The sequence below is a fragment of the Maribacter algae genome (assembly GCF_047345745.1).
Lineage (GTDB): Bacteria > Bacteroidota > Bacteroidia > Flavobacteriales > Flavobacteriaceae > Maribacter.
Genome location: NZ_JBLFES010000005.1, coordinates 186,133 through 199,095, shown reverse-complemented (window position 1 = coordinate 199,095; position 12,963 = coordinate 186,133). Strand labels below are relative to the sequence as shown.

Below are 12,963 nucleotides of genomic sequence, written 5' to 3'. Positions count from 1 at the left end.
AATTTTGCATCTTATGAGTCTATCCCGTAAAAAAATACCCGCCCTTAACCTTCAAGAAACATTGATTGTTCTGGCTATTATAGGAATCCTTCTCTTGTTGGCCCTTCCCAATTTGATGCCCTTAATTTCAAAAGCGAAAAGCTTGGAGGCACAAACGCAATTAAAAGCTATTTACAATGCGGAAACAACCTATAATTATATGTATAGCAAGTATACCGCCGATTTTAACGAACTGGATTTTGTGGCCCCAAAAACCGTTAAGGAAAACGGTACGGCAAATTATAGGTACGAAATTACGAGTGCCGAAAACGGTTCCTTTAAAGCCCGGGCAGAAGCGGTCACGGATTTTGACGGAGACGGTATTCTTAACGTTTGGGAAATTGACGAGCAGGGAAATCCCAAGCAAATCATAAAGGACTAATGATACTATTGAAGTTGATTGTCGGTCTCATTCTCGGTTCCATAGCCTTCCAAGACATAAAGGAGCGCATGGTCTATTGGATTCTTTTTCTACTAATGGGTGTTTTCCTAGGTTTTATGTTCCTCAAACATATTCACGTACAACAATATTTCATCATGGTGGGTTTAAACATTCTTCTGGTGACAATGGTATTGCTTACACTTTTTCTCTATACCAAGGCCATACGTAAAAAGGGTTTTATAAACGAAAGTTTCGGTCTAGGCGATTTGCTATTTTTTTATGCATTTGCATTGGGCTTCCCTCCGTTTACCTTCATACTGTTGTTTGTGGGAGCCATTTTATTCTCCCTTATCACCTATATAGCCTTCAAACGGAATAGTAAAATGAATACCGTGCCCTTGGCAGGCTTTATGGGCATCTTTTTGATAATGGTGCTGTTATTTAGTTTTTTGCCCAATTCCCCTTCCTTATACCTTATATAAATGTCGTTGAACAGCTATAGTATACCCAACAAACTACAACAGCGTATTACCGCTGAACAAGCTTTTCACTACCGGATAGTTCCAGTAGCGAATTCCGATAACGGTATGGTCTTAAAAACTGACACCGAGGCATTGGAAAATCTTTTGGCGGAACTACAGATCGTTTTGAACACTCCTGTAATATTACAACAATGCAATAAGGAAGAATTACAAAAATATCTATCCACCAATTATAGACAACAACTCGCCGCTACAGGAAAAAAACTGGAATATACCTCCGATTTCTTGGAAAAAATCCTGTTCCAGGCCAAACAGATCGGGAGTAGTGATATCCATTTTGAGTCCTATGAAAAGCGGTGTCGCGTGCGGTTTAGAATAGATGGGAAATTAATGGAACAATTTTCCGTCCCTATGGACGAATATCCTACGATCATCAATAAAATAAAGATCAAGGCAAATCTTGATATAGCGGAAAAAAGATTGCCGCAGGACGGGCGGATCTCCATAAAGACATCCAATACGGAATTCGATATACGGGTATCTTCCCTACCCACACTGTACGGCGAAAAATTAGTGCTCCGCTTACTGAGCAAAGACACCGAGGCATTGGATCTACAATCTCTTGGATTTACCAAAACAGAATTAAAACGGTTTGAAGAGAATATCAAGAAACCCAACGGAATTGTTCTGATTTCAGGTCCTACGGGTTCTGGAAAGACTACAACCTTATACGCAAGCCTAAAGCACCTGAACGATGACAGAACAAATATTCTAACGGTTGAAGATCCCATTGAATATACCTTGGAAGGAGTTAACCAGGTGCAGCTCCAAGAAAATATCGGTCTGGATTTTGCCAATACCTTAAAGACGTTCCTTAGACAAGACCCCGATATTATCATGCTTGGGGAAATTCGCGACGTCGCAACAGCGAATATGGCCATTAGAGCGGCTCTGACCGGTCATTTGGTATTATCGACCATACATACAAATTCTGCTTGGGCAACCATTTCCAGATTGATAGACATGGGTATCCCTTCCTTTCTGATTGCCAGTACCCTAAATATGAGTGTGGCCCAACGCTTGGTCCGGAAACTGTGTAATGATTGTAAGAGGGAAATTCCTTTGGACACCTCCTTGTTCCCAGAAAACTTTACGATTCCGGAATATCTGAATACAAATTTTAAACCCATAGGTTGTAATACTTGTCACCATACTGGATATCATGGCAGAAAGGCCATTTATGAAATCCTTCCGATAACACAAGATCTTTTAGTTCCTATCAAAGAAAACCATCTAGGCATAGAAGACTATCTGGACGAAAAAGAAATTGGCTCCTTGAAAGAAAATGCGATACAGCTTATACAGAGCGGAGTGACTTCTGTGGAAGAGGTACATTCCCTATTAATCGACTGACCCTAACGAATGAAAAAAATACTGACTTTCTTTTTCCTTTTGACCGTAATGCTTTTGCGTGGACAAGAATTGAACCGTATACAGCGTATCCAAAATCAATTGGAACTCCTTTCCGAAGAGAATTCCGAGTTGAAGGAAGATTTAAAATTGGAAATCAATGTTACCAATGTAACCTTGCCCAACTTTTTGCTCGCAGTTTCCAAAGTGCACGGTTTAAACCTGAACGTTTCCCAAAACCTAAACAATATTACCATTGTCAATAATTTTGCCAATGTCACTGTTGCCGACCTACTGGTTTATCTCTGTAAAGAATACAAACTTGATATTGAGTTTACCGGGAATATTCTTTCCATAAAGAAATACATAGAGCCGGTTCCCGAACCTGTGGAGAAGGCCATTAATGTCATTTATAATCCCAGCAACGAATCCATTTCATTAGATCTGCAGAATGACCCTTTGGAAAAGGTATTTCGAAAGATTATGGATGAAACGGGCAAGAACTTATTATTTTCCCAAGGGATGGAGGGCCGTATACTAAACCTCTATCTAAATAACATTCCCTTTGATACCGCTATGGAAAAAATGGCACAATCCAATGGTATCCTATATTCGAAATCCAAGGACGGTTTTCACCTGTTCAATAGTCCGGAAGTGTCAAATAACGGTTTGGGGGGGAAACGAAAACGTGTCTTGGCATTTGGAAATCCAAGCTATAAAGTATTGGATACCATCAACAAGGTCATAAACGTTGATTTTAAAAATACTCCTATCGCCTCTATCATAAATGATTTGAGTTATGACCTGGACTTGGATGTTTATACCGCTACCCCTTTGGATTTGGCAGGTAACATAACTTTCAATGCAGAGAAAATCTTCTTTGATGATATGTTGGAGTTGATTTTTGAGAGTCAGGAAACTACTTCTGATCCAATAGAACAAAACCCTACGAACAGGAATCAATCGGCCAGACAAAATGGTCCCACTACAACAAATATCTTGTCAACGGACAATTTTACCTTTAAGAAAGAGAACAACATCTATTTTTTTGGTACGGCCAATCAACTCAGTTTAAGAGAAGTAGAAGTCGTACAGATGATGTATCGCTCTGTCGAGCTTCTTAGCGATCCTTCACAATACTCTACAAACAACCGAACGGCCGGAAGGACCAATAGCGGTAACGTCAATTATTTTGGAAACGGGAATTCCCCAAATGGATTGGGGCAGCAGGGTATCGGGAACCGAAGGAACATCAATACCGACAGAAGAAGTTTCGATTCTTACGAAGATGGTGCGGAGGCCTTGATCAGTATTCTTCCCGATGAATTAAAAAACGATTTGGACATTCGGGTGGACTTTGAGCTCAACAGCTTTTTGGTGAGCGGTCCGGCCTCTAAAATAAATAGGTTTAGAAAATTTATCAAAGAGATTGACAAGCCGGTCCCGGTTGTCCTTATTGAGGTGATGCTAATCGAAGTTCGAAAATCGGCAACGGTAGAAACAGGAATAAGTTGGGGCATAGGTGAGAGTCCGGTGAATACCGGTGGAAAATTATTCCCGGAAACGGATGTTACGCTTGGAGCAAACACCGTAAATAAGATTATAGGTGGTTTTGATGGGTTTGGTTCTTTTAATATCGGTCAAGTGGTACCGGAATTCTTTGCAAATATCAAGGCAATGGAAGAAAATGGAAACCTTAAAATCCGTTCCACACCCAAGCTCTCGACATTAAATGGGCACAGGGCACATCTTTCCATAGGTGAGACCACGTACTACGTTGTTACCAATCAAAACTTTTTTGGTTCCCAAATCCCGACCACATCGGAAATTAGAAATTATGAACCTATAGATGCCGAACTGGCCGTAAGCATAAAACCGCTAGTATCGGGGAACGGACAAGTCACTTTGGACATTAATGTCATACAATCCGATTTCAGTGGTGAACGCATTGAAGACGACGCACCTCCCGGACTTACTTCTAGGGAGTTCAGCTCTATCATACGAATGCAAAACCAGGATCTTGCCGTGCTAGGAGGGCTAGAGGAAAAAGTTAAAAACGACTCTGGAAGCGGAGTGCCACTTTTAGCCAGAATTCCCGTAATCAAATGGCTCTTCAGTAAGAGAAAACGGGAAGACACAAAACAGAAGTTGACTATTCTGATAAAACCTACGGTAATATACTAATGGTCAAAAGATTTCGAACATATTTGAAGGAGGGGTTTACCTATACGGGGCTGGAAATTTCAGAATCCGATAATCGGGAGGTCTATTTTCTTTTGGAACTTAAAAGACATAAGGGCGAATTACGGATTACCAATAAAAAAGAGATAGACTCTTTGGAGGAAATCCCGATGAACGTTCAAAAAAAATACCCTGTTCTACTATGCATCAATACCTCTGGAATCCTCACCAAAAAAGTGGAATCGAGCAATTCCGATAACTTAGAGGAAATCGTCAATCAAGCGTTTCCGAACATTGATTTGGGCAACTTCTATTATGAGGTTATCCAGTTGGAAAATAATCCCATTGTATCAATCTCGCGAAAAGAGCTGATTGATTCCACATTAAAAAAATTATCGGATTCAAAAATTAAAATAGCCGCGTTCTCATTGGGAATTTCCGCTTTAAAAAATGTGGCTCCCTATTTGCACAAAGAGGAAGTTCTGGTCTCCAATCGTAAAGTGGGTATTATAGATCAATCCATTTTGACGGTTTCAGCAATTGAATCAAAATACAAAGAGCTTTACAATATCAATGGCCTAGAACTGTCAAGCACATACTTGCTTCCTTTTGCACAAATTTTGGCAAACCTGAATCCACAAAATAGAAATACCAATTTTGGAGAGGTCACGGATACGTTGGAATGGGAGTTCAAAAACTATCGCATCTTTGATCAAGTCCTGAAATTTTCATTAATTTTCTTTATTGTTCTTCTTTTGGTGAATTTCTTTGTTTACAATTCCTTTCACGAAAAAATAGGACAACTCAATGCTGCCGTGGAAGCAACAAGTTCCAAAAAGGACGAGCTGACTTTTCTGGACGCTTCGGTGAAACGAAAACAGGAACGCGTAGAAGCCTTGAGCAAATCATCGAATTCTAAGGCCACCTACTACTTGGACTTATTTGCGCAACATGTTCCAACATCGATCATGTTAAGTGAAATCAAGTATCGCCCTTTAACAAAACCCGTACGGGAAAATAAGCCCGTTCTTCTACAAGAAGGAACACTCTTGGTATCCGGAATTTCAAAAGACGTTAATGACTTTTCATTCTGGGTGGAGGAACTCGAAAAACAGGAATGGATCGGTTCCGTGGAAACTTTGGATTATGACTATGCCGGAAAAAGCACCTCGAATTTTTTAATTGAAATCGGTTTTCATGAAGATTGACAATAAAAATAAACTATTGTTCCTAGGGCTAGTGGTCTTGCTATTGGCAAGCTACTATCTGGCAATCAACAAGACCTTGTTGTTGCGAAAGGAGTCCCAACGATTGAACGCCCAAGTGGAACAGTTTAAGGATATCCCTAAAAAACTTTCCGTTTTAGGTCAAAGAAATGCACATTATGATTCCCTCTTGGTCAAAATGGATTTGGTCGATACCTCGGTACAGAACAACTTGTTACGAACCATAAATCAAGAAGCAACAAAAAACAAGGTTATCGTCATGGATTTTAATCAGCCCCATATTTACGAAATGGGAGATAATAGCCTACACACCTATAGTTTTAATCTTAATGGCAATTATACCGATATTTTAAAGGTTGTACATGCCATTGAACAAAAAGGGAACTTTGGGGAAGTTGTTCATATCGATTTTCAAAAAAAGAAAAATTATAGAACGAACAGGTATAGTCTTGGAGCAATTGTCTTTGTGCAACAAGTGAAGTGATTAGTGATTCAATATTATATTGAATTGATTCAAGCTATTCCCCTAAGGGGTTTTGAGTATAATACAACGGTAAATTACTAGATATCATTATTTTATATGTTCGAATCCCAAGGTATCACCTAAACAGGGCAATTCGATTTAAAGTATTGATTATCAGGACTTTTTCAGTTTGAACGTTTACTCCTTGAGCTAATCGAAGTACTCGCAGTAGGCCAATCGATCGTAAAGGACATCCATAAACCTCAAACGAAGGCTTACGACTTTAAATCTAAAAAAACGCTTAACTTAGAGACGTAATATCCCATATTATGAAAATAGCTTTCAGAACAAAGGACGAGGCAAATATGGAACGGGAAAGGCATTTCCTTGCTTTATCCCGAAGCGAAAGGTTCTATCGTTTTATTGAGTTTATGCAACACAGCAAGAGGGCTGCCCACAAAAGCAAAAAAACTGGACAAGAACAGTTTCAAGATCATGATCAAAACGTATTATTGATGCAACAATGGAAAAAGGACGTCGATCAATTTCTTGAGCTGGCCGTAAGCATGGTGTACGAATGCTGATGGTAGGTGGCGCAGCAGTAAATTTTCATGCCACCAAAGGCATTCCGCCGATATTGATTTTTGGTTGGAAACCTCTAAAGAAAACTTGGAAAAGCTGGGGAGGGTTTTCGAGGAAATGGGCCTTGATTTCAATGGGTTCCCTAACGAGGTGCGAGAACAGAAACAAAATATTTCCTTAAAGTTTTCTCCGGCCGATCTGGATGTTGAACTAATAACCAAGTTTAGTGTAGGCAGGTCTTTAGACCAGGCATATGAAGAATCCGAACAGGTTCAGATCGGCCCGACCAAAGTTGCTCGGCTTCGTGTCATCTCTTTAGATGATTTGATCAGCAGTAAGATTAAATCCAATCGAACCAAAGATTTGTTCGATGTCAAAGAATTAAAGCGAATCAATAAACCTAAAAGAAATAGGGGGCGCAGAATATGACAACAAAAATTCAAATTAAAGATATCGGTCAACGCTTTAGGGATAGCCCTGCATTTCTCCAAACTTTGAACATAAAACTCCTTGATAAATTAAAAACGGGCATTACTAATAAGGAATGATTCTTCAATAATAATTTCAATATCTTCTTTCAAAAAGTTTGAAGTCTGTTCTCTCACTGTCACACTTTTTATAAAGCTCTTTAAATCAAATATTTAGAGAGCTTTTTCTTTTTGCCTAAATATTTGGTTTTAGAGATATATTATTTGTCTTCAGTGCTTTAGAAGTTTGAATTTTTGATGAATTTATGGTGGATTTAAGCTCTTTACAAAAAGTGGATTCTGTAAAGAGTTCTAATTTTTTAGAGGATATTTCAGGAAGTTTAACCGCAATCACGAAATCTTACTCAAAAGGCATATTGTAAAGAGTTTCGAAAAAGGGAAGCTTAAACAGTTCTCGATAATGTTGGCCTTAAAAATGTCATTAACTATTAGTCTTACCAAGGCATAAAATTAATTTACTTTACGCTTATCTATAAAATGCACATAACATTTTGAGTAATTTAGTAGATATTAAACTACAAAAAGGAATGCTCAAAAATTTACTCCTGACATTTTTCATTTTTTTTCATTTTAGTATTCATTCGCAAATTGATACTATTAACGTGGTCTCATGGAATATTCGCGATTTTGGTAAAACAAAAAATAGCGATGAACTTGATAAGATTGCGGAAATTGTCAGAGATACTGATATTCTTGCCATTCAAGAAGTCGTAGCCGGCTTTGGTGGTGCACAAGCAGTTGCTCAACTAACCGATAACCTAAATCGAAAGGGTGCTCAATGGGATTACGTCATCAGCGACCCTACCAATAGTTCTAAATATGTCACAGAACGTTATGCCTTTATTTGGAAAACTAAACATATCAAAATAAAGAATAGAGGCTGGTTACTTGATGAATTGAATTCTCAGATAGATAGAGAGCCCTTTTTATTGGATTTCTATTTGAATAAGCAAAAATTTACGGTAATTAATTTTCACTCCAGGCCTCATGATAAAAACCCGGAAGGCGAGATTGATGCTTTGAGTCGCTTTGCTGTAGACTCCTTAGCAACACCACTTATAATTGCCGGGGATTTTAATGTCGACGAAAAGGAACCTGTTTTCGACCTTTTAAAAGTCAAGGGCTACGAGGCATCTATTAAGAATCAAAGAACAACCTTGAAAAAGATTTGTAAGCGAGGGAAGTATTTGAATTATCCAATTGATAATATTTTTTATTCAAGCGATATTAAAAAGATTGACGGGGGAGTTATTGATTTTGTACGGTTTTGTGACCGACTGGAGCAGGCTAGAAAACTGTCTGACCATTTGCCAGTTTTTTTGAAGTTCTATTTAAAATAACAATCTAAAACCAATTTAATGGAACAAACCGAATTAATAACTTTAGCAGCAACGTTGGGAGCTCCCCTACTTGTTTTCATTGGGGGACTTATCTCATGGTTTTTAAAAACAAGAAAAGAGGATTTACAAGCAATCGAAGAAAGAGCATTAGAGAGACGTATTGAAACTTACAATACGATACTTCATCCACTAATCACCATGTTTGCAAATAAATCAAATCAAAAAATGAAAGACAAGGCCATTTCCGAAATTGGTTCAGTACAATATCGAAAAGCGGGCTTCAATCTAATCACTTTTGGTTCTGATGATATGGTAAATGCTTACAATAGTATGATGCAAGCCTTTTATAAAGGAGAGTCAGAAAATGACCCTAAAGAAACAATGAGAAAATTTGCAATCTTTCTATTGAGTATTAGAAAGGACTTATATAATAAAAATACTAAATTGAAAGAATGGGATATGCTTAAATTTATGATTACCGATATTGAGAAATTCATTGAGTAATAAAATTTAAGGACTATCTCATAAAGTGTGTAAATAGAAAATAGCGGGGGCATGCCCCCGCTATTTTTTTGTCTAATTTTAAATATTTACACCTTATGAAAAAAGAGAAATTATTCAACGACGATTTTTTGAAGCAGTTCAAGACCAGCGACGAGCTCAACGGTTTTCTTAAGGAACTCCAAAAGCGCGGTATCGAGAAGATGCTCGAAGGCGAACTTGACGGCCACCTCGATTACGAAAAACACCAAAGGAGAAAAGGCGACAACTCCCGTAACGGGCATTCCAAGAAGAAGGTACGCACCTCCTTCGGCGAGTCGGAGATACAGGTGCCCAGGGACCGGGACGCGTCCTTCAACCCCATGATCGTACCCAAACGAGGGAATATGGTCGACGGTATCGAGAACGTCATCGTATCGCTCTACGCCAAGGGCATGAGCAACAGCGACATCGAGGAACAGATACGCGAGGTCTATAACTTCGACGTATCCACATCTACCATATCAAGGATCACCGAAAAGGTGTCGGGCGACATCACCGCATGGCAGAACCGCCCCTTGGAACCCGTCTATTTGATCGTGTGGATGGACGGTATCGTATTCAAGGTGCGCGAGAGCTCCAAGGTGATCAACAAGACCGTCTATGTGGCCGTAGGCCTGCGCAGGGACGGGAAGAAAGAAGTGCTCGGCCTCTGGCTGGGCAAGAACGAATCCTCCGCCTTCTGGATGTCGGTGCTCACCGATATGAAGGCGCGTGGCACCGAGGACATCTTGATTACCGCCACCGACAACCTGAACGGGTTCACCGATAGCATCAAGAACGTGTTCCCCGAATCGAAGACCCAGATATGCGTGGTGCACCAGATACGCAACGCATGCCGCTACGTGGTATGGAAGGACAAGAAGGCCTTCACCGCCGATATGAAACATATCTACAACGCCCCGAACCAGAAAGCGGCAAGGGCCGCCCTGGAGGACTTTGCCAAGAAATGGGAATCAAAGTACTCCTATGCGATAAAGAGCTGGAGGGACAACTGGGACGAACTTACCGTGTTCTTCGAGTTCCCCTTGGAGATCAGAAAAATCATCTATACGACCAACCTTATCGAGAACCTGAACGGGAAGATCAGGAAGTACACCAAGAACAAACTGTCCTTCCCGACGGACGATGCGGTGATGAAATCAGTATATTTGGCTACACGGGAGGCCACCAAGAAATGGTCCATGCCCATCAGGAACTGGGGCATAATCCTAAATCAGTTCCTTACGATCTATGAAAAAAGGGTCAGACTTTAGATAAAAGTCGAACCCCTGTTATTTTTAACTTACACAGTTATTGGGATAGTGTCAATTTATTTCCACATCAAGGAACCAATACCGCAAGAATTTTTTCATTTTACAATTTTGATATCAAAATCCAAAAAAGCCCTTTTTGTCTTTGCCTTCTTTTTTGAGCGCTCTTAGTTCAGATATAAAAGTGGCATCTAACCCCGAAATTGATTCATTGACTTCGGTTAGGTTCAGTTTTAATTCTTCATCTATATTTTGAATTTTATCTGTCAGGAGTTTTATTTGGTTATCCTTAAGCACTTTCTTTAATTGCTGATTGGTAGTTTCGGTAACCTTGTTTATGGCTTCTTTGCTTACTTCCAAAGTGTCAGAAATCGTTTTTTCACTATCTGCGGCTATTTGTTTTATTTTTCCGTTTGTTATCGTCTCTACGGATGATAGCGCATCTTCAATTTCAATTTTAATATCCTTTAGACTTTTTTCATAATTCGATACAAGCATCTTTATTTTACCGTAAATTTTTTCCAACTCCTCGCTACTGCTTTCTAAAAGCGGTTTTAATTCTTTGTTCTTGGTGATATTGAGTTTGGTTTTTTCCATGAGCTTTTCCAGCAAATCGTTATTGGTTTTCAACAACTGGGTCAGCGAACGGTAATCGGTACGTATAAAAGTGGTGAGTTCATTGAATTTTTTGGTGCTATCTTGATTAAAATCACTCGCTTTCTGTTCCAGTTTTTTTAATATCGTATTCGATTCTTCGTAATGAATGGTCATGTTTGATTCTACCAATCGAATACTCTGGGTAAATGAGGAGTTTATTTTACTTAGTTCACCCGTAATATGATTATGATTATTTAGCTTGTACGAATCTAAATACTTCTTTAGCAGATATAGAACCACGAAGTGCGTGATGAGTAATAAGATGATGATATAAATCATTTGCTATTGTGTTATTTTTATTGCCAATTTGGTTTTTAATATCCATTTCCCATCGTCAAGAATCATTTCACCATCCTTTCCATTTTGAGATATTTTAGTACCATTTCTGTCAAAGTCTTCACTTTTTAAATCGCAAATCGGCAATAGCAGAATATCATAACTCTGTATTCCTGCTAACATCATATCTGAATATTCATATAGTAATTGAAAAGTAGCCCGCGTTTTGTCTTTTGGGTCTAAAGTGAGTTTGATGGCACTATCACGTTCTTTCTCTTTTGATTTTTTGTCGTCATAAAGTATACCTTTTGTATCTGCATAAGGAAAGAATAATTGACCGTTTTCAGTAATCATTTTCTCAATTGCCATTACAATAGATTCTCTTAGACCTTGGGATTCTATTTCAAGGTCACTTTTAGAAATGACTTTAGGTATTTCGTCATAGAACCTTTTTTTGAGTGTCATCACTTTAGACCGTATTTCTTCTTCTGAAATAATAGATGATGCATATTTAAGCACAAAATTCTCAGTGTCTAATTGTCGTTCAAACAGTTGCCTTGCAGAATGCTTGTCTACTATTTGCACTAGCTTTTGAGCTAATTGGCCTTCATAATTTTTTATCAAGGGAGACACAAATTGTTCTAACTCATGTATTTCTTTGAATTGTTGGGATTTACTTTTTTGAGAAATAATCAATTCATAAGATTTGAACTCTTGACTTTGGGTTGCTACACAATCTGGATGATAGTTTGTAGCTAAATTGGCTTGTAGTTTTTTAAAAGTTTGTGAAACATAATCAGATACTTCTAAAGGGGTAAGGGAAGTATCTGGAACGGATTCTTCCTCTTCTTCAAGAATGACATCACTCTCTTGAACTTTAGTGTTCCTGATTTTTTTTCTATTTCTAAACCATAGTACGCCCAGAAGTAGATTTGCAAGCAAGCTGACTGCTAATAAGACAAGTAGCCAGGTATTGTTATTTTTTAATATGGAATCAGAATCTTTTACTAATTCATTTTTACTTTGCTGATAGGTTATAAACTTTTTCTCTATATGGGCATTATGCTTTTTAAGCCAAGTATTTTTGGGAATGATTGTTTCAAACTTCTCCTGCGAAGTCTTTATAAACCCTTCAATGCGAGTAGTTAAATCTATATAAAGTGAATCTTTGACGTTATCCTTAACGATATTTTGAAGGTAAACTTCACTTTTTACTATTCTATTGGTTTGATTTTTAAATAGCCGTTTTTCGCTAAGTCCTCTTTTAGAAAAATCTTTTTTAAGTGCAATAAATTTATCAATATAATTTCGAATTGCGTTATCATTTTCGCTGGAGCCTTTTATCTTCGACTTCATTTCACCCAACGTTATCCCTTTTAATTTGGGAGCTTCATTTGGCTTTGATTCATAGGCCCTATCGCGCAAAACCAAATCAATACTTCTATAAGCAACACTATCAAAGAGCTTATTCAACAAGATCTTGTTTTTCTTTACGACATCAGCTTTGTAACTTTTGTAAAGCGAATCCTTAAAGGATTCAAAACCAGGTCTAACTTTAATAGTAGTCTCCTCGGATTCTTTTGAACAACTAATAATGAATAGTACAACTACAACAGCGATAAAAAATTTGAAAATACCTTTCAT

At 38.3% G+C, this 12,963-nt stretch carries 13 protein-coding genes; 11 read left to right on the top strand and 2 right to left on the bottom strand.

Features of this window, described 5'->3' with window-relative positions:
• Nucleotides 1-13 precede the first annotated feature (13 nt).
• The 11 genes from ACKWBX_RS17405 to ACKWBX_RS17355 all read left to right on the top strand — a co-directional run bounded on the left by ACKWBX_RS17405 (nt 14) and on the right by ACKWBX_RS17355 (nt 10,389).
• Complete coding sequence (locus tag ACKWBX_RS17405) at nt 14-421, top strand: hypothetical protein (protein WP_413970002.1); 408 nt, start codon at nt 14-16, stop codon at nt 419-421.
• The gene (locus ACKWBX_RS17400; RefSeq protein ID WP_413970001.1) at nt 421-903 is read left to right on the top strand and encodes a hypothetical protein; all 483 of its coding nucleotides are present in this window, start codon (nt 421-423) and stop codon (nt 901-903) included. Before ACKWBX_RS17405 ends, ACKWBX_RS17400 begins: the two co-directional genes overlap by 1 nt.
• Nucleotides 904-2,316 (top strand): GspE/PulE family protein, encoded by a 1,413-nt coding sequence (locus ACKWBX_RS17395; protein ID WP_413970000.1) that lies wholly within the window; start codon nt 904-906, stop codon nt 2,314-2,316.
• 9 nt (nt 2,317-2,325) lie between these two features.
• Complete coding sequence (locus tag ACKWBX_RS17390; protein ID WP_413969999.1) at nt 2,326-4,497, top strand: type II secretion system protein GspD; 2,172 nt, start codon at nt 2,326-2,328, stop codon at nt 4,495-4,497.
• Complete coding sequence (locus tag ACKWBX_RS17385) at nt 4,497-5,702, top strand: hypothetical protein (protein ID WP_413969998.1); 1,206 nt, start codon at nt 4,497-4,499, stop codon at nt 5,700-5,702. The genes ACKWBX_RS17390 and ACKWBX_RS17385 overlap by 1 nt, the downstream gene beginning before the upstream one ends.
• On the top strand, nt 5,692-6,204 hold the full coding sequence (locus tag ACKWBX_RS17380; RefSeq protein ID WP_413969997.1) for a hypothetical protein: 513 nt from the start codon (nt 5,692-5,694) through the stop codon (nt 6,202-6,204). Before ACKWBX_RS17385 ends, ACKWBX_RS17380 begins: the two co-directional genes overlap by 11 nt.
• Before the next feature lie 308 nt (nt 6,205-6,512).
• Nucleotides 6,513-6,767 (top strand): hypothetical protein, encoded by a 255-nt coding sequence (locus ACKWBX_RS17375; protein WP_413969996.1) that lies wholly within the window; start codon nt 6,513-6,515, stop codon nt 6,765-6,767.
• Between the two features lie 64 nt (nt 6,768-6,831).
• The gene (locus ACKWBX_RS17370) at nt 6,832-7,194 is read left to right on the top strand and encodes a hypothetical protein (RefSeq protein WP_413969995.1); all 363 of its coding nucleotides are present in this window, start codon (nt 6,832-6,834) and stop codon (nt 7,192-7,194) included.
• Nucleotides 7,195-7,744: 550 nt separating this feature from the next.
• A complete protein-coding gene (locus tag ACKWBX_RS17365) occupies nt 7,745-8,593 on the top strand; it encodes an endonuclease/exonuclease/phosphatase family protein (RefSeq protein ID WP_413969994.1) in 849 nt (282 codons plus the stop codon).
• 18 nt (nt 8,594-8,611) lie between these two features.
• On the top strand, nt 8,612-9,097 hold the full coding sequence (locus ACKWBX_RS17360) for a hypothetical protein (protein ID WP_413969993.1): 486 nt from the start codon (nt 8,612-8,614) through the stop codon (nt 9,095-9,097).
• A gap of 95 nt (nt 9,098-9,192) precedes the next feature.
• On the top strand, nt 9,193-10,389 hold the full coding sequence (locus ACKWBX_RS17355; protein WP_413969992.1) for an IS256 family transposase: 1,197 nt from the start codon (nt 9,193-9,195) through the stop codon (nt 10,387-10,389).
• A 114-nt stretch (nt 10,390-10,503) separates the two neighbouring features.
• Here ACKWBX_RS17355 and ACKWBX_RS17350 read toward each other — a convergent pair whose 3' ends face one another.
• Nucleotides 10,504-11,157 (bottom strand): hypothetical protein, encoded by a 654-nt coding sequence (locus ACKWBX_RS17350; protein ID WP_413969991.1) that lies wholly within the window; start codon nt 11,155-11,157, stop codon nt 10,504-10,506.
• A gap of 168 nt (nt 11,158-11,325) precedes the next feature.
• A complete protein-coding gene (locus tag ACKWBX_RS17345; protein ID WP_413969990.1) occupies nt 11,326-12,963 on the bottom strand; it encodes a hypothetical protein in 1,638 nt (545 codons plus the stop codon).

What these genes read in the sequence shown, in the direction of transcription:
- ACKWBX_RS17390 (WP_413969999.1), top strand. Translation starts at nt 2,326, where the DNA reads ATGAAAAAAATACTGACTTTCTTTTTCCTTTTGACCGTAATGCTTTTG.
- ACKWBX_RS17385 (WP_413969998.1), top strand. Translation starts at nt 4,497, where the DNA reads ATGGTCAAAAGATTTCGAACATATTTGAAGGAGGGGTTTACCTATACG.
- ACKWBX_RS17380 (WP_413969997.1), top strand. Translation starts at nt 5,692, where the DNA reads ATGAAGATTGACAATAAAAATAAACTATTGTTCCTAGGGCTAGTGGTC.
- ACKWBX_RS17345 (WP_413969990.1), bottom strand. Translation starts at nt 12,963, where the DNA reads ATGAAAGGTATTTTCAAATTTTTTATCGCTGTTGTAGTTGTACTATTC.
- ACKWBX_RS17355 (WP_413969992.1), top strand. Translation starts at nt 9,193, where the DNA reads ATGAAAAAAGAGAAATTATTCAACGACGATTTTTTGAAGCAGTTCAAG.
- ACKWBX_RS17350 (WP_413969991.1), bottom strand. Translation starts at nt 11,157, where the DNA reads ATGACCATTCATTACGAAGAATCGAATACGATATTAAAAAAACTGGAA.
- ACKWBX_RS17360 (WP_413969993.1), top strand. Translation starts at nt 8,612, where the DNA reads ATGGAACAAACCGAATTAATAACTTTAGCAGCAACGTTGGGAGCTCCC.
- ACKWBX_RS17400 (WP_413970001.1), top strand. Translation starts at nt 421, where the DNA reads ATGATACTATTGAAGTTGATTGTCGGTCTCATTCTCGGTTCCATAGCC.
- ACKWBX_RS17405 (WP_413970002.1), top strand. Translation starts at nt 14, where the DNA reads ATGAGTCTATCCCGTAAAAAAATACCCGCCCTTAACCTTCAAGAAACA.
- ACKWBX_RS17395 (WP_413970000.1), top strand. Translation starts at nt 904, where the DNA reads ATGTCGTTGAACAGCTATAGTATACCCAACAAACTACAACAGCGTATT.
- ACKWBX_RS17375 (WP_413969996.1), top strand. Translation starts at nt 6,513, where the DNA reads ATGAAAATAGCTTTCAGAACAAAGGACGAGGCAAATATGGAACGGGAA.